The 24223-nt window shown below is 53.6% G+C and carries 18 protein-coding genes and 2 pseudogenes; 10 read left to right on the top strand and 10 right to left on the bottom strand.

Features of this window, described 5'->3' with window-relative positions:
* The first annotated feature begins 7 nt into the window (after positions 1–7).
* The 3 genes from sapD (at position 8) to fabI (ending at position 2797) form a co-directional block, all read left to right on the top strand.
* A complete protein-coding gene (gene sapD, locus DMB82_RS09815) occupies positions 8–1000 on the top strand; it encodes a putrescine export ABC transporter ATP-binding protein SapD (RefSeq protein ID WP_102116413.1) in 993 nt (330 codons plus the stop codon).
* On the top strand, positions 1000–1815 hold the full coding sequence (gene sapF / locus DMB82_RS09810) for a putrescine export ABC transporter ATP-binding protein SapF (protein ID WP_010276730.1): 816 nt from the start codon (positions 1000–1002) through the stop codon (positions 1813–1815). Before sapD ends, sapF begins: the two co-directional genes overlap by 1 nt.
* A 193-nt stretch (positions 1816–2008) precedes the next feature.
* Positions 2009–2797: an enoyl-ACP reductase FabI gene (fabI, locus tag DMB82_RS09805; RefSeq protein ID WP_010276729.1), complete on the top strand. Its 789-nt coding sequence runs from the start codon at positions 2009–2011 to the stop codon at positions 2795–2797.
* Between the two features lie 139 nt (positions 2798–2936).
* On the opposite strand, the gene DMB82_RS09800 is transcribed toward fabI, so the two are convergent.
* From DMB82_RS09800 to DMB82_RS09785, 4 genes are all read right to left on the bottom strand, one after another.
* Positions 2937–3923, bottom strand: a complete 987-nt coding sequence (locus DMB82_RS09800; protein WP_116162877.1) for an FAD:protein FMN transferase — start codon at positions 3921–3923, stop codon at positions 2937–2939.
* 114 nt (positions 3924–4037) lie between these two features.
* Positions 4038–6914 (bottom strand): flavocytochrome c, encoded by a 2877-nt coding sequence (locus tag DMB82_RS09795; protein WP_116162875.1) that lies wholly within the window; start codon positions 6912–6914, stop codon positions 4038–4040.
* Positions 6915–7251: 337 nt separating this feature from the next.
* The gene (locus tag DMB82_RS09790) at positions 7252–9618 is read right to left on the bottom strand and encodes a glycoside hydrolase family 31 protein (RefSeq protein ID WP_116162873.1); all 2367 of its coding nucleotides are present in this window, start codon (positions 9616–9618) and stop codon (positions 7252–7254) included.
* Positions 9619–9652: 34 nt separating this feature from the next.
* Positions 9653–10963, bottom strand: a complete 1311-nt coding sequence (locus DMB82_RS09785; protein WP_102116409.1) for an MFS transporter — start codon at positions 10961–10963, stop codon at positions 9653–9655.
* A gap of 320 nt (positions 10964–11283) precedes the next feature.
* Between DMB82_RS09785 and DMB82_RS09780 the strand changes: the two genes are divergently transcribed.
* The 5 genes and pseudogenes from DMB82_RS09780 to DMB82_RS09765 all read left to right on the top strand — a co-directional run bounded on the left by DMB82_RS09780 (position 11284) and on the right by DMB82_RS09765 (position 18363).
* On the top strand, positions 11284–12354 hold the full coding sequence (locus DMB82_RS09780) for a LacI family DNA-binding transcriptional regulator (protein WP_116162871.1): 1071 nt from the start codon (positions 11284–11286) through the stop codon (positions 12352–12354).
* Between the two features lie 339 nt (positions 12355–12693).
* Positions 12694–14628 (top strand): exoribonuclease II, encoded by a 1935-nt coding sequence (locus DMB82_RS09775; protein WP_116162869.1) that lies wholly within the window; start codon positions 12694–12696, stop codon positions 14626–14628.
* A 43-nt stretch (positions 14629–14671) separates the two neighbouring features.
* Positions 14672–14802 (top strand): annotated as a pseudogene (locus tag DMB82_RS20790) (aldo/keto reductase); the annotation flags it as partial.
* A gap of 377 nt (positions 14803–15179) precedes the next feature.
* Positions 15180–17243: a carbon starvation CstA family protein gene (locus tag DMB82_RS09770; RefSeq protein ID WP_102116406.1), complete on the top strand. Its 2064-nt coding sequence runs from the start codon at positions 15180–15182 to the stop codon at positions 17241–17243.
* A gap of 115 nt (positions 17244–17358) precedes the next feature.
* A complete protein-coding gene (locus DMB82_RS09765; protein WP_228399994.1) occupies positions 17359–18363 on the top strand; it encodes an IS110 family RNA-guided transposase in 1005 nt (334 codons plus the stop codon).
* Between the two features lie 370 nt (positions 18364–18733).
* On the opposite strand, the gene araD is transcribed toward DMB82_RS09765, so the two are convergent.
* Positions 18734–19429 carry an L-ribulose-5-phosphate 4-epimerase gene (gene araD, locus DMB82_RS09760; RefSeq protein WP_102116405.1) on the bottom strand — a complete coding sequence of 232 codons (696 nt, stop codon included), beginning with the start codon at positions 19427–19429 and terminating at the stop codon, positions 18734–18736.
* Positions 19430–19763: 334 nt separating this feature from the next.
* Between araD and osmB the strand changes: the two genes are divergently transcribed.
* Positions 19764–19979 (top strand): osmotically-inducible lipoprotein OsmB, encoded by a 216-nt coding sequence (gene osmB, locus DMB82_RS09755; RefSeq protein WP_102116404.1) that lies wholly within the window; start codon positions 19764–19766, stop codon positions 19977–19979.
* 76 nt (positions 19980–20055) lie between these two features.
* Here the strand turns inward: osmB and yciH are convergent, their stop codons facing one another.
* The 4 genes from yciH to DMB82_RS09735 all read right to left on the bottom strand — a co-directional run bounded on the left by yciH (position 20056) and on the right by DMB82_RS09735 (position 22801).
* On the bottom strand, positions 20056–20391 hold the full coding sequence (gene yciH / locus DMB82_RS09750) for a stress response translation initiation inhibitor YciH (RefSeq protein WP_116155563.1): 336 nt from the start codon (positions 20389–20391) through the stop codon (positions 20056–20058).
* Positions 20388–21131: an orotidine-5'-phosphate decarboxylase gene (pyrF, locus tag DMB82_RS09745; protein WP_102116402.1), complete on the bottom strand. Its 744-nt coding sequence runs from the start codon at positions 21129–21131 to the stop codon at positions 20388–20390. Before pyrF ends, yciH begins: the two co-directional genes overlap by 4 nt.
* Before the next feature lie 182 nt (positions 21132–21313).
* The gene (gene lapB / locus DMB82_RS09740) at positions 21314–22483 is read right to left on the bottom strand and encodes a lipopolysaccharide assembly protein LapB (RefSeq protein ID WP_116163330.1); all 1170 of its coding nucleotides are present in this window, start codon (positions 22481–22483) and stop codon (positions 21314–21316) included.
* A 12-nt stretch (positions 22484–22495) separates the two neighbouring features.
* Entirely contained in the window at positions 22496–22801 is a 306-nt protein-coding gene (locus tag DMB82_RS09735; protein WP_010276674.1) for a LapA family protein, read from the bottom strand.
* Positions 22802–22951: 150 nt separating this feature from the next.
* On the opposite strand from DMB82_RS09735, the pseudogene DMB82_RS09730 reads away from it, so the two are divergent.
* A pseudogene (locus DMB82_RS09730) lies at positions 22952–23128 on the top strand (sugar-binding transcriptional regulator); the annotation flags it as partial.
* Positions 23129–23370: 242 nt separating this feature from the next.
* Here the strand turns inward: DMB82_RS09730 and pgpB are convergent.
* Entirely contained in the window at positions 23371–24147 is a 777-nt protein-coding gene (gene pgpB, locus DMB82_RS09725) for a phosphatidylglycerophosphatase B (RefSeq protein WP_102116400.1), read from the bottom strand.
* Positions 24148–24223 lie beyond the last annotated feature (76 nt).

The following is a 24223-nucleotide window of genomic DNA, read 5'->3' as shown; positions in this document are numbered from 1 at the left end:
ACTCCCTATGCCATTACTTGATATCCGTAACCTGACGATTGAATTTCTGACCGCCGACGGCGCCGTAAAAGCCGTTGACCGCGTCAGTATGACGCTGAGCGAGGGGGAAATTCGCGGGCTAGTGGGCGAATCCGGATCCGGTAAAAGCCTGATCGCCAAAGCAATCTGCGGGCTCACCAAAGAGAACTGGCGCGTAACCGCCGATCGCTTCCGTTTCGATGACATCGACCTGCTGCAACTGTCGTCGCGCGAGCGGCGTAAACTGGTCGGCCATAACGTCTCCATGATTTTCCAGGAGCCGCAATCCTGTCTCGATCCGTCCGAGAGTATCGGTAGGCAGCTAATGCAGGCCATTCCTGGCTGGACATATAAAGGCCGCTGGTGGCAGCGATTTCACTGGCGCAAGCGCCGCGCGATCGAACTGCTGCACCGCGTCGGGATTAAAGATCACAAAGATATTATGGGTAGCTATCCTTATGAGCTGAGCGACGGCGAGTGTCAGAAGGTGATGATTGCCATTGCGCTGGCGAACCAGCCGCGCCTGCTGATTGCCGATGAACCAACCAACGCGATGGAATCCACTACGCAGGCGCAGATTTTCCGCCTGCTGTCGCGCCTGAACCAGAACAATAACACCACGATTCTGCTCATCAGCCACGACCTGCAAACCATGAGCAAATGGGCTGACCGGATCAACGTACTCTATTGCGGTCAAACGGTGGAAAGCGCCACCAGTGAAGATTTGATCACAGCGCCGCATCATCCTTATACGCAGGCGCTGATTCGCGCCATGCCCGATTTCGGCCGTTCGCTGCCGCACAAAAGCCGGTTAAACACCCTGAACGGGGCGATCCCCTCGCTGGAACATCTGCCGATTGGCTGTCGGCTTGGCCCGCGCTGCCCTTATTCACAAAAGCAGTGTATGCAAACGCCGCCGCTGCTCTCCGTTAAGAACCACTTATATGCTTGCCACTTTCCGCTCAACATGGAGGAACCGTGATGGTTGAGATGCTGCTTGAAGCCCGCAACCTGACCAAGACGTTCCGCTATCGGACCGGGCTGTTCCGTCGTCAGCATGTTGAGGCGGTAAAATCCGTCAGCTTTACGCTGCGTGAACGGCAAACGCTCGCCATCATCGGCGAGAACGGTTCAGGGAAATCGACGCTGGCCAAAATGCTGTCGGGCATGATCGCGCCGACGTCCGGCGAGCTGGTTATCGATGACCATCCGCTGCACTACGGCGATTACCGCTATCGCAGCCAGCGCATCCGCATGATCTTTCAGGATGCGAGCAATGCGCTTAATCCGCGTCAACGCATCGGGCAACTGCTGGATGTCCCGCTGCGACTGAATACCGATCTCAGCGCCGAAGCGCGTGAAAGAGCGATTAATCAGGCGCTGCATCAGGTTGGGCTACGTCCCGATCACGCCTATTACTATCCGCATGCGCTCGCGCCGGGGCAAAAACAGCGCGTCGGCCTGGCGCGTGCATTAATCCTGCAACCGAAAGTGATTGTCGCCGATGAGGCACTGGCGTCACTGGATATGTCTATGCGGTCACAGATTATCAATCTGATGCTGGAGTTACAGGAAAAGCACGGTATCTCTTATATTTACGTGACGCAGCATCTGGGCATGATGAAGCACATCAGCGACCAGATTCTGGTGATGCAGGCAGGCGAAGTGGTCGAACGCGGCAGTACCGCCGATGTGTTGTCCGCCCCGCTACATGACCTGACGAAACGGTTGATTGCCAGCCACTTCGGCGAAGCGCTCAGCGCCGACGCCTGGCGACGCGACGGCGCACAACGTTAATCTCCGCGCACCACGGCAGCATCCCCGCGACGGCCACTGGGCTGTGGAAAAAGGGGGATACTGCTCGGAGTACCCCTACCGTCCCCAACATGGTAGAATCGCGCGGTTTATTCATCTGGGTCGTCACTTGCCGCGTACGTTTACGGGCACAGAAGTGGCGATCGCAGCAACAATGATCACAAGGATTACTGCTATGGGTTTTCTTACCGGTAAGCGCATTCTGGTAACAGGTGTTGCCAGCAACCGTTCTATTGCCTACGGTATTGCACAAGCAATGCAGCGCGAAGGTGCCGAACTGGCCTTCACGTATCAGAACGACAAATTGAAAGCACGCGTTGAAGGCTTTGCCAGCGAACTGGGTTCCAGCATCGTTCTGCCGTGTGATGTCGCTGAAGATGCCAGCATCGAAGCACTGTTTACCGAACTGGCTAACGTATGGCCGAACTTTGATGGCTTCGTGCACTCCATTGCTTACGCACCGGGCGACCAACTGGACGGTGACTACGTGGATGCCGTTACCCGTGAAGGTTTCAGCATTTCTCACGATATCAGCTCTTACAGCTTCGTCGCGATGGCGAAAGCCTGCCGTAAGATGCTGAACCCGAACTCTGCGCTGGTTACCCTGTCCTACCTGGGTGCTGAGCGTGCTATCCCTAACTACAACGTGATGGGTCTGGCAAAAGCGTCTCTGGAAGCGAACGTACGTTACATGGCGAACGCCATGGGTGCTCAGGGCGTGCGCGTTAACGCCATTTCTGCGGGCCCGATTCGTACACTGGCTGCATCCGGCATCAAAGACTTCAAGAAAATGCTGTCGCATTGCGAAGCCGTTACGCCAATCCGCCGTGTCGTTACCATTGAAGATGTGGGCAACTCTGCCGCGTTCCTGTGTTCCGATCTGGCAGCCGGCATCTCCGGTGAAGTCCTGCACGTTGACGGCGGTTTCAGCATCGCCGCAATGAACGAGTTGGAACTGAAGTAAGTTCTCAAAAGTAGCCTATCCCTGATAGGCTACTTTCCTCCTTCAGCTATCACACCTAAATGGTGCAACTCGGTTAAATCGGGTAAAACAATACGCCCGTTACGCCTCTCTGAATAAATACCCTTTAATAAACAGATTCTTACTCTTGCTTTTCAATTCCAACCTTTACCGAATAATCCTTATCCAATAGTTCAAACCTATAATCTCGCTGAGAAGAAAAAATAATCTCTCGGTTTTTCGTCACAAAGATGGTTTCAATGTCCGGCTGATGTTGTAGAAACTCAATACCCGCGTTCACCCCCATGCCATAGAGCAATGTGGTGTAGATATCGCCGTCGAGAGAATCATTCGAGATAACCGTGACGCTGTGCAATTCATTATCCAGCGGATAACCCGTTTTGGGATCGATAATATGATGATAGATACGATCGTCCACGGTAAAAAAGCGTTCATAGACGCCGGATGTCACCACAGACTTGTTCTTCACCTTAATGATGCCAAGCAGGCTATCGCGATCCGCGAAAGGCTTCTGTAACCCGATGCTCCACAGCCCTTCTTCATCCGTCAACGCACTGCCGATAGCGAGCACGTTTCCCCCCAGATTGATCAGCGCATCCTGAATCGCATGTTGATACAGAACGTTCCGGACGATATCGGCAATATAACCTTTCGCAATCGCCCCCAGGTCGATCTCCATTCCGGCGCTTTCTAGCATCACGGCGCAATCCTGCTCTCTGAGAATAATGCGCTCGGGATGCGTTAATGCCAGCGACCGCTGTATCGATGCCTGATCAGGCACTGTGCTGCCGCTAAAACCGATTTTCCATAGCTTGACGACGGGACCAATCGCCACGTTAAAGCTGCTGTTTTCAATCAGACTGACCGCTTTGGCGCGCTTAATCAGTTCAAAGACAACCGGGCTGACCGAAACGTACTCTTTCCCCGCCGCGTGGTTGATGCTCATGACTTCCGACTGCGCCCGATTAACGGTTAGCCGATCTTCAAGCTGCTTGATGCGTTGGAAAACCTGCCTGACCGCGATTTTATCATGGGCAAACAGTTTGAGCAGGATGGGGCTGCCCATCAGATGAACAGAATAGACATAAGCGTTATCGACAGAAGGCATACGGTGACTCCTATGATCGAATGGCGGTACAGAGAGGAAACGGCCAGACAATGGCGAGCGCCCTTTCAGACGCTGCCATCAGCCTTACCCTTTTATCACGTTCTCTTCTATCACTTACTCTTCTACCAGCATGGGTTGATTTTCAGCCGTTTTCACCACAGCTTTCGCGAACTTTGCCTTGCGCGCCTTTGTCGGGAATGCGCCAGAATGACGCGGTGCCCGCGCATAGGCCGCTGCCTGAATCCCCGCCTGAATACCGAAGATAATAATATCCGCGACAGCGTTGCCACCAATGCGGTTCGCCCCGTGAATACCGCCAACCACTTCCCCTGCGGCATAAGCCCCGGAGATCGTCTCTTTATGGCGATTCAGCACTTCCGCTTTTTCATTAATGGTCACCCCGCCCATCGTATGATGCACGCCCGGTGCCACCTTAATCGCGTAGTAAGGTGCCTGATTCAGCGGATCGCGCATCCCCGTGGTTCGGCCAAAGTCTGCATCGTGTTTGTCGACAATAAAGCCATTGTAGCGTTCGAGCGAGGCGTGCAGCGCCGCCTGTGGTATGTCGAGCGTGTCGGCCAGTTCAGCGATACTGTGCGCGCTGACGGTCAACCCTTGTGCGACATACTCTTCAACTGCCCGATTGCGATTTCTTACCTGCTCATCGAACAGGATGTACGCGTACTCTTCCGGCAGGTTGACGATGGCAGACGAGACGTTATCCCGCGTCTCCATTTCGTTAAAGAAGCGTTCCCCGCGCTGCGATACCAGAATGGCTCCGCCGCCGCGAATAGATTCGGAGATCAGATAAGAGGTGGTCTGCTCAACCGTCGGATGGGTTTGAATTTCGCCCATGTCCACCGTATCCGCGCCGATCTGTTCCAGCAGGCGAATGCCACCACCCGTAGCGCCTTTATGGTTGGTGGTGACGAAGCCTTTCAGGTCTGGGCGGTATGACTCCACCATCGCCTGATTGGCACTAAAACCACCTGTGGCAACAATCACCGCTTTTGTCGCAATCAGGCTATCTTCCTGCTCATCATTGACGACTCTGACGGCGGTAACCTTGCCCTTCTCCTGCACAATTTCGGTCACCGACGTTTCCAGCAGCACCTCAATATTGTATTTATTGAGATTCTTAATCAGCCCGCTGACCAAATAGCCGCCCACCGCTGCGCCATTGGCAGGGCGATGCGTTCTGTCGACGCTCATGCCGCCCGTCGTGGTGATGTCGCTCAGTTCGATGTCGTGCTGCGCCAGCCAGTTAATCGCATCAGACGCATGATCGACGAAGTATTGCACCAGCGCTGGGTTATTTTTCTGCTTTCCGCTTTTCAGCGTTTCGTTATAGAACAGCACCTGGCTATCTTCGATGCCCCTGTTTTGTTGGAAGACGGTTCCCGCTGCGTTCATACCAGCAGAAGCCTTGATGGTATTGCCACCAATGACTGGCATCTTTTCAATGACGATAACGCGCGCGCCCTCTTCGCTGGCCTGAATCGCCGCCGCCAGCCCTGCGCCGCCGCTGCCAATCACCACCACATCTGCCTCGCGACGCGCATCTGGGTTACCGCCATCGGCAATAATCGCGTCTTTGTTGGATTTCACCATCGCCTTGGTGACCGCCTTTTTAATCGCCTCACTCTGCGCCGTTGCGCCCGTTACCGCATCGACGTGTGGGCTATTGGTATCCAGAATGCGTTCGCGGATAATCTCAAAACTGATTTTCAGTGAATCATCAATATCGCTATTCTCCAGCGCAATGTCGGCGACACGATTCTGCTCAAAATGAACATGAATTCGCAGCTCGCCACCTTCATCCTGAACGTTTTCCTGATAAACCCCGGATTTAAATTTTTTGCCGGTTAAATTCACGTCCCGAATCATGGCTTCAACCAATGAAAAGCGCCACAGCGGTTCAGGGATCATTAATGCTTCACGTTTATCGCTGGCAATATAGAGTTCGAGCTTTTCCTGTTCGGCAATACGATCCGTCCAGTCTGGATAAGCAATACAGGCTCTGCCGACGGCAATCAGGTCATAACCATTTTCCAGCGCCGCATCGGCGTCTGCCTGATTGACAATATCTCCTACACCAATAACCGGAATCGCGGCTAATGTCGCGGAACGGCGGGCAACATATTTCTTAATCAGCGGCGTCGGGTCATCTGTTTCGACAATGGACGCGCGCAGAATATTGCCCATAGAGAAATGAACGTAATCCAGCCCGCGTGCCGCTAATTTTTCCAACAGATAGAGCGAATCATCAAAATGAATGCCGGGTTCTTCGATCTCTTCCGGCGAGAAACGATAGCCGATAATAAATGCAGGATCGGCGTATTTATCCGCGACCTCATGAACGATATCCAACACCGCCAGCGGGAAGGCAGCACGTTTGTCACGGCTGCCACCCCATTTATCTGAACGCTGATTAGAGTGGGGAGAATAGAATTGCTGAATCAGGTAAGTGTTCGCACCGTGAATTTCCACGCCATCGAAGCCCGCCTGAATGGCGCGGTGGACGGCAGCGCCAAACTTGCCGATCATGGCGTCAACCTCATCGCCTGACAGCGCCACAGGAACGATGGCACCCGCGCGCGGCGCAGCAATGGCACTCGGGGCAACGGGCGTCGCACCACCGATAAAACGCGGTTCGACCATCCGGCCGCCGTGATAAATTTGCAGGATCGCCGTCGACCCCTTTTCTTTAATCGCCGTCGCTATTTTGGCCAATCCGGCAATTTTGTTGTCGTTGTCGATTCCTATCGCACCGGGAAAAGCCAACCCTTTGTCATCAATAAAACAGCACTCCACAATCACGGTGCCGATGCTGCCTGCTCTGGCCTGATAATATTCCACCAGCTCTTTGGTTACGCTCCCATCGTAGAAACCGCTACAGGTGGTCATCGGTGCCATTAGTACCCGGTTTTTCAGCGTCGCGCCGTTGGGGAGAGTAAAAGCAGCAAATAAATCATGGTGACTATTCTTCATAATGAATACTCCACTTAAAATAAAATCCTGTTCGAAAAGGCCATGTTTTTCTTTTAATCATTAATTCTTCTGGCTGATAATTTGCGAACTTATTACTTACCAAGTATCTATTTTTTTTGATGTTATAAAATGTTTTCTTAGTATTTAAACTATTTTATAGATCCGCTTTTATTAAGGGTATTCGCACAACTCTTTTTTATATTTAATATTCCATTCACCTTATTAACATCTCTTTATCTTTAAAATAACCAATCGGATATTACTTATATTCTGCATAACAAAAAAAACGCCCCGGTAAACAAATAAGATCGGGGCGCAACAGGAAGAAATAAAATGATTATTGGTGTTGATAGGTCGCCGTGCGGACACCGTTAATGTACAGCTGGCGCTGCTCGCCCGCCGGCAGTCGTAGTGTCGCATGCCGCCAGGCGGGCAGATATCGCCCTTCCGAGGTGAACGTCACGTCAATGCGCTGGCTATCCGCACGGATTTCCCAGCGCAGCCACAGCGCGTGTCCTTCACGCCATTGCCATGTTTCACCATCATCTTCAAACAGCAGCCCGCGATCCGTACCGCCCGCGACAGGCGGAAAAAGCAGGAATTCACGCTGGTCATCTTCATGCGGGCTGACGTGTGCCGTTCGCCCCGACAGCGGGATCATCGCGCCCGCGCGAACCAAAAGCGGCAGACGTTCCAACGGCGCATCCAGCACAATCGTCTGTCCGCCGCTGAACCACTGGCCGGAATGAAAATCGTACCAGCCTGACGTATTCGCCGGCAGGTACACCGTGCGCTGGCGCTGCCCCGCTTCAACCACGCTGGCAACCAGAATGTCTCGTCCCAGCATGAAATCGTCGGTTTCTGCCAGCGTCGCGCTGTCCTGCTCGTGGTCGAGGAACGTCGGGCGCAGCATCGGCTCATCGTCCGCACTGGCCTGCCACAGCAAGGTATAAAAATACGGTAGTAAACGGTAGCGCAGCGCAATGGCACTGCGTATCGCGGGCGTTACCGCGGGATACATCCACGGTTCGTTTACCGTCTGATCGTCATTCCAGGAGTGAATGGTGAAACGCGGGTGCATCACACCGTTTTGAACCCAGCGCACAAAAAGTTCGGCGTCCGGCTTGTCGCCCGAAAACCCGCCGACGTCGTGTCCGACATTAAACAGACCGGATAGGCTCATCCCGATACCCATCCGCGTGTTGTAACGCAGCGTCTGCCAGTTGGTGCGATTATCGCCGCTCCAGGTCTGCACATAGCGCTGCATTCCCGCACAGCCGGAACGCGAGATCAGATAAGGCCGCAGCGTCGGGGCAAAGCGCTGCTGCGCCTCCAGCGAGGCGCGCATCATCAACAGTGGCATCAGCGGGCGAATGTGTTTGATCGCCATCGTTTCGCCGAATCCGTGACAGCGGGCTTCACCATCCCAGACTTCATACTCGTTATTGTCATTCCACGTTGAATCAATCCCTTTCTCCAACAACTGCCGGGTGACGTTTTCCTGCCACCATGCCACCGTTGCCGGATTGGTGAAATCAAGGTGCGAACCTTCATCGTCCCAAAAGCTGGAGCGCTCTGGCACATCGGACTCAGAATCACGGATAAACAGCCCCTGCGCCGACACTTCTTCATATTTCGGGTGATCTTGCAGTAAACAAGGTTTGATATTGGCCGCCAGTTTGAGACCCGCCTCGTGGAAAGCCTGCGACATCACTTCCGGTTGGGGGACTTTGTCGTTATTCCAGTTAAACACATAGCGCTTATTGTTGATCGACGTGTAGCCCGATGAGAGTTGGAACGAATCACACGGGATATGATGTTCTCGGCACAGCGCGATAAATTTCATCAGTTGCTGCTGCGCATCGGGCGCATCGGTGTAATGCATAGTGGAACCGCTGTAGCCCAAGCTCCATTTTGGCCCAAAGAGCGTTTTCCCCGTCAGGCGCACGAACGCTTTCGTGACATCCAACACCCGCGGCCCGATGAACAGGTAATAGTCGAGATCGCCCGCCTCCGCCTGATAGCGCCGATAAGCCAGATGATAGTTATCGATCTCATTGCCGAGATCGAGCCAGGTCGTGCTCAGGTTATCGTAAAACAGGCCGAAACTGACATCGTCGCGCCGGGTAATGGTAAAGGGAACATGCTTATACAGCGGATCGGTGCTCGCCGCGTTGTAGCCCATCGCGTCCAGATTGCGGAACTCAAACCGGCGTCCGGTGCGTTCAAGATCGCCAGCCTTCTCACCCAGCCCGTAATAGCGCTCCGTCGGGAAACGGCGCTGATAGTGCGCCACACCATCACCGTGTGAGTTGAGCAGATAGGCGCTGGTGGGGCGATCGGCGGCAAACGGCTGCCATTCACCCTGTTCATCGCGGTATTCCCACGCCAGCCATAGAGGCTGATGAATCGTAATGCGCATCCGCGCGGTGCTAATACGCAGCGCATCGTCCAGCGTTTCCAGTGAAAACCCCGGCAGGCTGAAACCGTCGCTGCTTTCACGGCTGCGTCCCTGCCAGGGGACATCCTGCTGCGGCGCGATGCTCCAGGTGCGATTGAGCTTCAGCTCGCCATGCTGTTTAACCAGCACGCGGGCCAACATCGGTTCCAGCACATACAGGCGAAACACATGTTTGTCGTCCACCAGCAGCTCAACATGGTCGGCGCTCTGATGACGGAACACCCAATTTTTCAACGTTTTCATACAGCGTCCTTTTCAGGAAAAAATAAATGAGCCGTTATGCCTGCGACCGCGTTTTCCCACGACGTTCAGCAATAAATGCGATCAGGAAGATGGCACCGATCAGATCGAAGAAGCCCATCGCGACAAACAGCGGGTTGAACCCGATTTTGTCGGCGGTGACGCCAATCAACAGCGAGAACAGGAAGCTGGCAATCCAGGCAAATGAACCACGCATCCCGTTCACCGTTGCCATCTGCCCTTTATCGAACGACTCCACCACCAGTGCGCTCAACATGCAGGAAATCACCTGATGGCCAAATCCACCGATGGAAATCAGTAGAATCGCCACCCACGGATCTTTACTGACGGCGACCAGCGCCAGCGACAGCATCAAAAACGCGCCCGTGACCGAACTCGCCACAATCGAGTTAACGCGCGAGCAGCCGAACCAGCGGGTATACAGTCGGGTGAGATAGCCACTGGCAATACTGCCAAGATCGGCGGCAAGAAACGGCAACCACGCAAACATCGCAATTTGCTTCAGATCCATACCGCGTTCATTCGCCAGATAGAGCGGTACCCAAAAACTGAGCACGGCCCACGCGGGCTCCGCCATAAAGGCTGGAATCGCGATACCGTAAAAGCGTTTGTTTTTTGAGACCGTTTTCAGCGCAGTGAAGAAAGGCAGTTTGACCGGAGGTGCCTCATTGTCCTGACGGATGAAATCCAGCTCCTCGCGGCTTAAATTCGGGTGATCTTCGGGGTTGTGATAGAACAGCCACCACAGAATCACCCACAGTAGCGCCAGCCCACCGCTGAACATAAACGCGCCCTGCCAGCCCAGATAGGCATGCGCCACAACGATAATCGGCGGTGCCAGCATCGCGCCGATAGAGAAACCAACACCAGCCCAGCCTGCCGCAATCGGGCGTTCCTTTTTAGGGAACCACTCGCCCAGCGTTTTGGCATTCGCCGGTGTCGCCGCCGCTTCGGACGCGCCCATAAAGAAACGCAAGATCGCCAGATGCAGCCAGCTTCCCGCGCCCGCGTGGAAGATGCACATCAGCGCCCAGATCACCGCGCAGATCATAAAGCCAATTTTCAGACCGATAACATCAATCAGCCAGCCGCAAATCGGCTGAAAAAGGGTATACGCCAGCTGGAATGCACCGACGATCCAGGAATATTGCTCGGTGGTGATGCCCATACTGGTTTTCAGTTCTGGTGCCAGAATGCCCAGCGAATTACGGGTGATGTAATTCACGGTAACGCCGAGCAGGAACAGGCTCAGCACCCACCAGCGCAGATTTCTGAATGTCCGTTTACCTTTGGTAGCGATGGAGGACGAATTGATGTCGAGACTCATGGTGACTCCTTTACAGGAAAGTAGGGTTACATTGGTCTGATATCTCGACGGCATTTTTGTATTTATAGCCTATCGAGTAATCAAACCATTTTCATATCATTGTATTTATTGAGTTAAATTCTTTTTTATTGCATCTAATCACTGAAATTGGTTTACCAAAATGAGAGTAGAACAATTGAAAATCGTGAAACACTCACTTTTTTGAAAACATTTTCATGCTATGGTCAAAATCAAGACAAAAAACGGTCTATAGCGCCTGAAAATAGGTAATAGATAGCAATGAAAACTTTGTCATTTTCGAAGGTGAACGGGATCACAAAATGAAAGGAAACCTGAAAATACGCGAAATTGCGCAGCGGACGGGCTACTCGATCAGTACGGTCTCACGCGTGCTGTCTGGTCAGTCCAATACCAGCGAGCAGGCAAAAATGGACATTCTCAACTGCGCACGCCAGTGCGGCGTACTGGCCGATCTCGCCAACGGCCGCCTGCTCTTGAATGGACTCACTATTTTCGCCCCGCCGCGCGCGTTTGATATTCGGTCCGACATCTTCTATCACAAGGTGGTACAGAGCATCATTGATGCCCTGAAGCCACACGATGTGCGAGTGCGCTACTGCGGGCTGGAGGAAAATGACAGCGATGCGGCGCTATTTTTAGACAAAATGCGCGATCCGGCTACGGAGGCGGCGCTGCTGATCGGCATCGACGATCCCTATATTCACGCGCTGGCGGCAGACAGCGGTAAACCCTGCATATTGATTAACTGCATCGACCGCAAGATGCGATTACCGGGTGTGGCGCCCGCGCACCGACTGATTGGCGAGTTCTCCGCCCACTATCTCTTTGAACAAGGTCACCATAACGTATTGACTCTGCTGTGCCTGCGTCGCTACACGATGGAGTTACGTCTGGACGGGATTCGGGATGCCTATCAGCACCATAATCTGCCGTTTTCCCCCGAGGATAACTTGCTGACATTAGATAATTTCAGCACGACGGATGCCGAACAGACGATGACGGCCTTTTTAGCCCGCTGTCCGCAGGATAAGCGACCTACAGCGATTTTGGCAGGTGGTGATTTCATCGCGGTTGGGGTGGTCAATGCTTTGACCAAAGCAGGATTGCACGTGCCGCAAGATGTCTCGGTGATGAGCATGGATGGATTCAATCTCTCAGCCATTCACGACGTGCCGCTCACATCGGTACATGTGCCGCGTGAGGCGCTGGGCGAAGAGGCGATAAGGCTGCTGCAATATCGCCTGATCCGCCCCGAAGCCCCAGTTGGCAACCTGCTACTAAACGGTACGCTGGTGGTTCACCAGTCCGTCAGGCGATTGCGTGCCAGTAAATCGGTTGTACCGGTACAGGACGAAAGCCTTTACGACTGAGCTTACAACCACTGCAGTGCCGCATCAAAGAAGTTCTGCGCCTCAGCGAAGTACAGTTGCGCCACATGGCCGCGATTTATCAGCAGTCGCCGCGCGTGATTTGGACCTGGGCGATGGGGATGACCCGGCGCAGAAATTCCATCGCCAGCGTGCGGGCAACCAATCACGTGCACGGCAGGTGAACACGTTCACATCAGCGTTGACTTTACTCGGGTTTATCCGCGCTTCTGCCGTCGTTCTGCGACCACACTTCCCCCGATTATTCTTGCCGCCAGCACCCGATTCGAGTAAAACTGTGAATGGCTAATTGAGCTACTCACAACCGTATTTCTGGACGCTATGTTTCAAGATAATCCGCTGCTTGCACAGCTAAAACAGCAACTTCACTCTCAGACACCGCGTGTTGAAGGTGTCGTCAAAGGCACCGATAAAGGATTTGGCTTTCTTGAAGCTGACGGACAAAAAAGCTATTTCATTCCCCCTCCGCACATGAAAAAAGTGATGCACGGTGACCGGATTACCGCCACCCTGCATACGGAAAAAGAGCGGGAAATTGTCGAGCCAGAAACGCTGATCGAACCCTTCCTGACCCGATTTGTTGGGCGCATCCATAAAAAAGACGACCGCTTATCCATTACACCTGATCACCCGCTGCTGAAAGATGCCATTCCTTGCCGCGCCGCGCGCGATGTCACGCACGATTTTCAAGAAGGCGATTGGGCCGTAGCCGAAATGCGCCGTCACCCGTTGAAGGGCGACCGTGGATTTCATGCTGAACTGACGCAGTACATCACCACGGGTGATGACCCGCTGGTACCGTGGTGGGTGACATTGTCACGCCATAATCTGGAGCGCTCAGCCCCAGAGGTTGAAACGACTGAGCGCCATGACAGCGAACTCGTCCGTGACGATCTCACCGCGCTGAGCTTTGTCACTATCGACAGCGCCAGCACTGAAGATATGGACGATGCGCTGTATGTGCAGGACAACGGTGATGGTTCACTGCAATTGACCATCGCGATTGCCGATCCGACCGCGTATGTCGCTGCGGGTAGCGAGTTGGACAACATTGCACGCCAGCGCGCCTTCACCAACTATCTGCCCGGCTTCAACATCCCGATGCTGCCGCGCCCGCTGTCGGACGACATCTGTTCCCTGCGCCCGGACGAGCGTCGCCCTGTTCTTGCCTGCCGCGTGACGATTGCCGCCGACGGTGCGTTGGGTGACGACATTCACTTCTTTGCCGCCTGGATCGAATCCAAAGCCAAGTTAGCGTATGACAACGTCTCTGACTGGCTGGAAAATCAAGGCGAATGGCAGCCGCAAAATGACGCGATTGCCGAACAAATTCGTTTGCTGCACCGCCTCTGTCTGGCTCGTAGCGAATGGCGCACCACCCACGCGCTGGTATTTAAAGATCGCCCGGATTACCGCTTCCTGCTGGGTGATAAAGGCGATGTGTTGGATATCGTGGTTGAACATCGCCGCATCGCTAACCGTATCGTTGAAGAATCCATGATTGCGGCCAACGTCTGTGCGGCCATTGTGCTGCGCGATAAGCTGGGTTTCGGCATCTATAACGTGCACAACGGCTTCGATCCTGCGTCTATTGAACAGGCGGTTGCCGTATTGGATACCCACGGCGTTCAAGCTGACGCGCAAGCGCTGTTGACGCTGGAGGGCTTCTGCACGTTGCGCCGCGAGCTGGATGCCCAACCGACGCAGTTCCTGGACAGCCGCATTCGCCGCTTCCAGTCTTTCGCAGAAGTGAGCACCACGCCGGGGCCGCACTTTGGTCTGGGGCTGGAAGCCTACGCCACCTGGACATCGCCGATCCGTAAATACGGCGATATGGTGAACCACCGTTTGTTGAAAGCGGTTATCACCGGACAGGCAGCGGAAAAACCGCAGGACGACGTCACGGTCCAGTTGGCAGAACGCCGCCGCCTTAATCGTATGGCTGAGCGCGACGTCGGCGACTGGCTGTACGCCCGCTACCTCAAAGATAAAGCCGGTACGGATAGTCGCTTCAATGCGGAAATCATAGACATCACACGCGGTGGCCTGCGCGTTCGCCTGCTGGACAACGGCGCGGTGGCGTTTATCCCGTCCTCCTTTATCCATGCCGTGCGTGATGAGCTGGTATGCAGTCAGGAAATGGGCACCCTGTCAGTGAAAGGCGAAGTCGTTTATCGCCAAGGAGATACGCTGGACGTCGTTATCGCTGAGGTTCGTCTGGAAACCCGCAGCATCGTGGCAAAACCTGCCGCGTAAGTGCCATGCCGCCGAGCCATCTCGGCGGACGTGCAACCCTCACCAGAAGACCACCATCCGCCGGGAATCCATTTTTCTGCAATCCACATGCGGCATTCGTCAGGGCTAGCGCATATCATCGCGTCCGTCGAAGGTAGTTTGCAGCGTTTAAAAACGGACTATCTCGATACGCTCTCGATACGCTCCTGCTGCGCCGCCTAGAACGTTCTGCCTTAAGCGAATCGGCACCGCCACTCTATAAATTTTCCTCGGCAGGGCCATCTTGTTTTTACCGTAGTTATTTTTATCGTACTCTCACGTTAACCCTTGTTTACGCTTTAAGTTTCTTTACAAAAATTCACGTTCGCTCACATTTTCTCATCCATTCCCTTCTCTTCGCCATTAAACCCACTATTGTTAAATTGCATTAACACCTGCGCTATATACCTCAAATAATTCGGGTTGCCGCGGCCCTTCAGGACGAGGCTCAGAAATGAGCCGAGTATTGCCAACGCACATGCAGCTTGAAGTATTACGGTATGCCTTTTCTGAATAACGAAGGAGCCGTTGTTATGAATAACGTAAAGAGCATTGTGATCTGGCTGCTAGTCGGCCTGGCGGGCGCCTTTTCGTTCGCCACGCTGGCGCTAAGCCGCGGTGAACACGTCAATGCCGTGTGGTTGGTTATCGCTGCGGTATCGTGTTACAGCATCGCCTATCGGTTTTACAGCCTGTTTATCGCCAAAAAAGTGTTTGAGCTCGACGATCGCCGACTGACACCGGCGGAGCGTCATAACGACGGTCTGGATTACGTCCCCACCAATAAATGGGTACTGTTCGGCCACCACTTCGCCGCCATCGCCGGGGCCGGGCCGCTGGTCGGGCCGATTCTCGCCGCACAGATGGGCTTCCTACCCGGTACGATCTGGATTTTGGTCGGCGTGATGCTGGCAGGTGCTGTGCAGGATTTTCTGGTGCTGTTTATCTCAACCCGCCGGGACGGTCGTTCTCTGGGTGAGATGGCAAAACAGGAGCTAGGCACGTTCGCGGGTATTATCACGATGCTCGGCGCGCTGGGCGTGATGATCATCATTCTCTCGGCGCTGGCGCTGGTCGTCGTTAAGGCGCTGGCAGAAAGTCCGTGGGGATTGTTCACGATTGCCGCCACCATCCCTATCGCACTCTTCATGGGCGTTTACATGCGCTTTTTACGTCCGGGCAAAATCGCTGAAGTGTCTATCATCGGTTTTGTGCTGATGATGCTGGCGATTGTGTATGGCGGTAACATCGCCGCACACCCTTACTGGGGGCCGTTCTTCACGCTGAAAGGGACGTCACTCACCTGGGTACTGGTGATTTACGGCTTCGTGGCATCCGTCCTGCCCGTCTGGTTGCTGCTGGCACCGCGTGATTATCTCTCTACGTTCCTGAAAATCGGGGTGATTGTCGGGCTGGCCTTCGGTATTGTATTCGCGATGCCGGAAATGAAAATGCCTGCCGTTTCTCGTTTTATTGACGGCAGCGGCCCAGTCTTCTCGGGTACGCTGTTCCCCTTCCTGTTTATCACCATCGCCTGCGGCGCGATTTCCGGCTTCCACGCACTGGTTTCCAGCGGCACCACGCCGAAGTTGATTGAACGAGAAAGTCATATCCGCTTCATCGGTTATGGTGCCATGCTGATGGAATCCTTCGTGGCGATTATGGCGCTGATTTGTGCCTCGGTTATCGAACCAGGTATCTACTTCGCCATGAACTCACCCGCCGCCTTGATCGGCACCACGGTTGAGAGCGCCTCGTTAGCCATCAACAACTGGGGATTTGTGATTACCCCGCAGGAATTGAGTGCCATTGCCAATGACGTTGGCGAAGCCTCTATTCTTTCGCGCGCCGGTGGCGCACCGACCTTCGCGGTCGGTATGGCCTACATCATCACGGAAATCTTTAACAGCCGAGCGATGATGGCATTCTGGTATCACTTCGCGATTCTGTTTGAAGCCCTGTTCATTCTGACCGCCGTTGACGCTGGGACGCGCGCCTGTCGCTTTATGGTGCAGGATCTGGTCGGTATTGCGATTCCCAGATTAGCGAACAGCCATTCCTGGCTTGGGAATCTGGCCGGTACGACCGTTGCCGTTTCCGGCTGGGGATTCTTCGTGTATCAGGGCGTGATCGATCCACTGGGCGGGATCAATACACTCTGGCCGCTGTTCGGTATCGGTAACCAGATGCTGGCCTCGATGGCGTTGATTCTCGGCACCGTGGTGTTGTTTAAGATGAAGAAGCAGCGCTATGCGTGGGTGACTATCGTGCCTACCGTCTGGCTGTTTATCACGTCGATGACGGCGGGTTGGCAGAAAATCTTCCATGAAAAACCGAGCATCGGCTTTCTGGCTCAGGCGAAACGCTTCACGACGGGTATTGAACAGAATACGCTGATCGCACCGGCCAAATCGATTAAAGACATGGAAACCATCGTCTTCAGTAACCAGATCAACGCCGCGCTGTGTGGGTTCTTCATGCTGGTGGCGGTGACGATGCTGATTTCCGCCTTCTTCGTCATTCGTCGTGCGATGAATAGCGATGTCCCAACGGCAAAAGAGAGCCCGATTGTCTTACGAGACGACGCTCAGCCTTAAGCATCATCGACACATCTTCTCCAATCCCTCCCTCGCGGAGGGATTAATGAGATGGTCACCCCCACCCTGTGAGCGGTACGCTGACAGGGTGTTTTTCTTTCTGAAGGGGATCATCATGCAAAACGTTACGCTCATCGGTATCGACCTCGGCAAGCATTCGTTCCATGTCCACGCTCAGGATAAAAGCGGCCATGCATTGCTACGTAAGAAGTTTTCTCGCACCCAGTTAACCGCCTTTCTTTCCACCTGTTCTGCCGCCACCGTTGTGATGGAATCCTGCGCCGGTGCGCACTTTATGGCCCGACACATCAGCCAACTCGGCCATCAGGTTAAACTCATTTCACCGCAGTTTGTTCGGCCTTTTGTTAAAAGTAACAAGAATGATTTTATTGATGCAGAAGCTATCTGTGAAGCGGCATCGCGGCCCTCTATGCGCTTCGTTACGCCACGAACGGAAGACCAGCAGGCGATGTCTGCATTGCATCGCGTTCGTGATGCCCTCGTCAGGGAGCGCGTCAAAGCCACTAACCAGATGCACGCTTTCCTGCTGGAGTTCGGGATAAGTATGCCGCGCGGCATTGCCGTTATCCGGCGTCTGACCGCGGTGCTTGAAGAACATCAACTTCCCCCTTATTTAACCCGCCTGCTTCTCCGGCTTCATCAGCATTATTCTTATCTCAGCGAACAGATTGAAGGGCTCGAACAGGAGCTAAAAACGCACATGGCGGATGATGATACCGCGCAGCGTTTGCTGACCATTCCCGGCGTCGGAATGATAACGGCGAGTCTTCTGGCAACGAAGCTGGGCGATGGGAAAAACTACGCCAGCAGTCGGGACTTTGCCGCTTCGACGGGATTGGTCCCACGACAGTACAGCACGGGCGGAAAAACGACGCTGATGGGGATAAGTAAGCGGGGGGATAAAAATATGCGACGGCTGTTAGTCCAGTGCGCACGGGTTTTTATGCAGCGGCTCGAGCATAATCCGGGGCGACTGGCTGAGTGGGTGAAGGTGCAGCAGACGCGGCATCACTCGAACGTAGTGGCATGCGGACTAGCCAATAAACTGGCCCGAATAGCCTGGGCAGTGACGGTGCACCGCACCGCCTTTAGTCACTAAAAGAGCTAACAGTTAGCGGCTGTTAGCTCTGAGGTATTACCGGGTTACCATCTGGTTTTGCGAAGACTGATTATTGATGACATGAACGGCACAGCGACCTGCGGATGAACCTGACATAAAAAATGGCTCTTTGAAGCCGCCGGATTTTTAAGGTTCAGCAGGTGCGGACTTCATCGTGGCGCGGGCAACGCAGAGTTACCCATCAGACGCCGTATAGATTTAAGCAAGCCCATCATAAATCAAAATCGGTGTTGCAAAAACGGGGGTGACCATAGATTTTTATGGCGTCGCCCTGGCCGCTATAATAACAATAGCGCCGCAAATGCGGCGCTATGTAACTTAAATGGAAAGTGAAAGTAACCGCTGCGGTTTATTGTCCGTAATAGGCGTTCTTACCGTGCTTACGCAAATAGTGTTTATCCAGTAAGGTTTGCTGCATCTCGCCCAATTGAGGCGTTAGCTGGCGCGAGAAAATTCCCATGTAGGCAAGTTCTTCCAGAACAACAGCATTGTGCACCGCGTTATCTGCATCTTTCCCCCATGCAAAGGGGCCGTGCGAGTTAACTAATACGGCAGGGACATCTACCGGAGAAATGCCACGCTGCTGGAACGTTTCGACGATCACTTGCCCGGTTTCCCACTCATAGCGCCCGTTGATTTCTTCATCCGTCATCAGGCGTGTACAGGGTATAGGACCATAAAAATAGTCCGCGTGCGTCGTTCCCCAAGCGGGGATATCTTTGCCCGCTTGCGCCCAGATCGTGGCATGGCGGGAATGGGTATGCACAATGCCGCCGATCTCGGCAAATTCCAGATACAGCACGCGGTGGGTATCGGTATCTGACGACGGTTTCTTCGTCCCCTCCACCACGTTGCCGCTTTCCAGTTCAACGACAACCATGTCCTCCAGCGTCATGGCCGAATACTCCACGCCGGAAGGTTTGATCACCATCAGGCCGCGCTGTCGATCCACCGCACTGACATTTCCCCAGGTAAACGTCACCAGATTGTGCTGCGGCAAGGCCAGATTGGCTTTCAATACCTGTTTTTTTAGCGTTTCTAACATAACAGCCTCCCCTCGACGCGATAACACCATTCTCGCGGCCTGACGAGATCGTCGCTATGGGCTAAATCGCTAAAGACCTAGCGGTGTTCTGCTATGGAAAAAAGAAAGAGACACCCCGCAGGATTGAGCTAAAAACAACCATTCCTATCAATTATTGCCATCGTTAACATAACGCAGGGGAATTAAGAGTTTTTACCTGTTGCCGTTTTTCCCGATGATTATACTTGTCATCAAGCAGCAGAAGGCCGATTTCTTTATTTAATACCGTAAAAAGCACGCCGTTCGATATTTTCCTCACAAGAAACGTGAGACAAAGAGCAGAAAGGGGAAGAAAATGAAATTAAACAAACGTTTTGCAACAGCCACACTGGCAATTACACTTGCTGTAACGCTTGCAGGCTGTTCAAACATGTCCAAACGTGACCGTAATACCGCGATTGGTGCCGGTGCCGGTGCAGTCGGTGGGGCGATCTTAACAAATGGTGGAACATTAGGAACGCTGGGCGGTGCGGCTATCGGCGGGCTGATTGGCCGTCAGGTCGATAAATAACGAATTTGTGGGCAGCAGGTTCACGGGAGTAAACCTGCTGCTTTTTATACTCGTCATACTTCAAGCCGCATGTGCTTTAGCCGCCAGCCAGCTTAACTTTCATTCCTTTCGCTTCCAGCAGCTGTTTTAGCAGATCGCGTTTATCTCCCTGAATTTCGATCACACCATCTTTCACTGAACCGCCACATCCGCATTTTTTCTTCAATTCAGCCGCCAGCTTATCCAGCGCAGCATCGTCAAGATCGAGGCCGCTAATCAGGCATACGCCCTTTCCTTTACGTCCACTGGTCTGACGCTGGATGCGCACAATCCCATCGCCTTTCGGCCTAACCACCTTCTCTTCTTCCGGCTTAATTCGCCCGGTTTCCGTGGAGTAAACCAGTTGGCTATTCTCGTCGCGACGCATGTTCATGATGCCGCACCGTTTAACAATGAGGCGCGGATCTCACGCAGTGTTTGTGCGGGGTCCGCTGATTGGGTGATCGGACGCCCAATCACCATATAATCGACGCCAGCCTGCTGCGCCTGAACCGGCGTCATGATGCGGCGCTGATCGCCAACGTCGCTGCCAGCGGGACGAATTCCCGGTGTGACCAGCTTAAATGCCTGTCCGCACACCTGCTTCAACCGATGCGCTTCATGTGCGGAACACACCACGCCATCTAGCCCGCTGTTGTGCGTTAACACCGCCAGTCGTTCAGCCTGCTCCGCCGGACTGACGGTAATGCCAAGCCCGCGCAGATCGTCTTCATCCATGCTGGTTAACACGGTCACGGCAATCAGTAGCGGCGCATTGTTACCAAACGGCACCAGCGCTTCTTTCGCTGCCGTCATCATGCGCGAACCGCCGCTGGCGTGGACATTGACCATCCAGACGCCAAGATCGGCCGCGGCCGCAACGGCGTGAGCGACGGTGTTCGGAATATCGTGGAATTTCAGATCGAGAAACACGTCAAAACCGCGCTGTTGTAGCGTCTGCACGAACTGTGGGCCGAATAAGGTAAACATCTCTTTGCCTACCTTCAAACGGCAATCCTGCGGATCGATACGGTCAACAAACGACAGCGCGGCCTGCTGACTGGCATAGTCCAGCGCGACCACAATCGGGGAGGATACCGTTTGATTCTTTTGCTGTAGATTCTCGTTTTTCATTCGTCACCCAGTCTCTTGCGAAGCCAAAATTCCCGCCGCATTCTACATGCCCCGCCCCTGAAATCCCAGCCGCCTGAAGACCAATGCGATTAAAGAAGCTAGCTGGAACCGAAATCACATGTAGTCATTAGTATGTTGTAACTAAATCGCATTAAAAAAAACCCACTCGATATCGTAAGAGGTTATTGCCCGTCTAATCCACGGATTGGCTTTACGCTGGCCCAGGTGCGGCAGGAAGGACATTGCCAATAGAGTGATTGTGACGTGAAGCCACATTTGCGGCAGCTATAGCGGGGTTTGGTGCGAATCTGTTCGCCCACCATGTCGCGCAATCCCTGAAGATTTTCTTTTGTTCGTCCGTCTTCCGCTTCATGCAGGTGAAAATCCATCAGGCGATGGAACACGCGCATTGTGGGGTGACGTTGAAGCTGACGGTTAATATAAGTCTGTGCAACCTCAGCGCCCTCTTCTCTTTCGAGGATATCGGCCAGCATCAATTCAGCCGTTGCACCGGTATTTTCTTCTACGCAGCGTCTGAGGAAATTTGCCCAATCCAAAGGCTTATCTAAATGCTGATAGCACTCTTGCAGCATCGGCAGCGTTTCACTGACCAGCTCTTTATCCTGGTCGAGAACCTGTCGCAAGGCTTCCACGGCGCGTGAATAATCCTGCTGCGCCATGTAGATGCGCCCCATCATGATAGACGCACGGGCACATTGACTGTCCGCCGCCGCCCCTTTTTTCAGGAGCGCTAGCGCTTTATCTAGATCGTCGCTGCCCATCGCCAACAGCGCCAATTCACAGTAAAAATGCGCGATGTCCACACGAAGCTGGTCTTTTCCCATCTTGACCAGCTTTTCCGCCACATCGATTGCCGTCGGCCAATCGCTGGTCGCCTGATAGATCTGCAAGAGCTGCTGCAAGGCACTGCGTCGAAAATCTTCTTCATCCACCAGTTGGTTGAAACTTTCTTCAGCACGGTCATACAGCCCAGCGGCCATGTAGTCACGGCCCAGTTGTTGCACCGCCAACAGGCGCTGTTCAAAGGTTAACGATGCGCTTTCAGTCAGCGACTGATGGATACGAATCGCACGGTCAACTTCGCCACGCGAACGAAACAGGTTACCGAGCGTGAGGTGGGCTTCAAAGGTGTTGCTGTCATCCTTGAGCATGTCGAGGAATAGCTCAACCGCCTTATCCTGCTGATTGGACAACAGAAAGTTAACCCCAGTGACATAGTCACGTGACAGGCGGTTGGACTCCTGCTCTTTGTCCTGCTGCGCACTTCTGCGACCCATGTACCAACCGTACGCGGCGGCCACAGGCAGCAACAGAAACAGCAGTTCTAACATAGAGAGAATTCCTTAGTGGGTGACCGTCTGCACTGGCGCCACGTTCTCCTCGGTGGAGGTAGAAAGCTGTTGTTCCAGACGCTTAATTTTACGTTGTGCACGGCCAAGCGCAATGCGCTGACGCAGATAAAACAGACCGCAGATAACCCAGCCAAGGGCAAAACCCAGGGCAAACAGCGTGGCAAGCAGTGTGGATATACGATATTCCCCCTGTGCCAGCAGGTAGTTAAATGTCACAACCTGATCGTTGTGCGCACCCAGTGTGACAGAAATGATGAATATCGCCAGCACGAGTAAAAAAATCAGCAAATATTTCACATTGTCCTTCCTGTGATATCCAGTAACCGGATGAATTATGCCAAATTTTGGCGACAAACCCCATTAAATTACCATGTCCGTCGCAGACAGGGAAATCAAGAACCGCACTCCACTGCCGTCTGCACTTGTGATTTATTCTGTACTGAATAAATCAGCGTAATTCAACCCCCGAACATGTTCATGGGGCTGGAAGCGGCAATTCAGAAGCGCTACGGCATCGATCAAGCTATTGTGGTGGATGTCGCCGATAACGCCACGCTGGCGCAAATCAAGCAGGCGATTGGCTCTACTGCCGCACACTATGCCCAAGCCAGCCTCCGCCCTGACGCAGACCTTAGCCAATCAGCTCAGTTGTTCCACCAAACTCTTTCGCCGCTTTGATCTGATCGATCGTGCTCAATACCGGGCCGTAGCCGTCCACCGCGTAGCGGTCAATATAGTTCGCAAAATGCCGCAAGCCGGCACCAAATTCAGGCTAGGTATACGTTGTCATAAAAGTCACGCCATCGGTACGCACTACAGGGGATTATCTAGGCGTACAACCTGCAACAGGAACGACGACTCAAGGGCTACGAGGATTTATTTTCGGCGGCATCCTCCTCCGCCTGTTCTTTGATTTCTTCATATTGTAGCGAGAGCGGGCCGCACCAGCGCTGCGCCAACCAACAGGCGACCACTACCAGCAGCCAGCTAATTAACGTCGCCACCACCAAATCCTGCGGCCAATGCATGCCGAGTACCAAACGGCTGCCCATCACGCCGCTGGCCCACAGCATCAGGATCACCACTGTTTTATAATGTCGACGTGCCCACAGCAGCCCGACGCCCAGCAGCGCCCAGGTTGCAGCAAATAGGGTGTGCCCGGAGGGGAAAGCAAAGCCCGTTTCAAACTGCCAGTGGCTGCGCAGCCATTGTGGAATCTGCGTTTGGTCCCGCAACTGTGTTTTCACCAGTTCCGAACGCTCCTTACGCGGCAGCGAATAGAAATAGCTGTCGTCCACCTGATGATTTTTCTCCAGCCAGACGACATAGGGCCGTGATTCCTGCACCCACTCTTTAATCACCGATTTTATTCCCTGCCCAATCAGCACTGTAATCGCCATAATGGCCAGCAGACCGAGCGCGGGCTTAAGACGAAAACGCAGGCACCAGAGAAACCAGAGACTTAGCACGATGCTGGTCAGAATGCCCCACGGCGATGTCACCGTTTCTGTAATCCAGAAGTGTACGCGTAACCAGAGCCCGTCATACTCCGGTTGCCACTGCCAACCGCTCATCCAGATAATCATGGGCATAATCAGTAATAGCGCGGCACCAATGGTAGTTCGTTTGGCAATTTCGTACATAGTCTCTTCCCATAATGCAGATAGTTTCTTCCCATAATTCAGTATGATGCTTTGCAACAAAACTTTCACAATTCTA

The sequence above is a fragment of the Pectobacterium aquaticum genome (assembly GCF_003382565.3).
GTDB classification, from domain to species: Bacteria; Pseudomonadota; Gammaproteobacteria; order Enterobacterales; family Enterobacteriaceae; genus Pectobacterium; species Pectobacterium aquaticum.
Note: the sequence above shows the minus strand (reverse complement) of the source record. Positions and strands in the feature narration are given on the sequence as shown.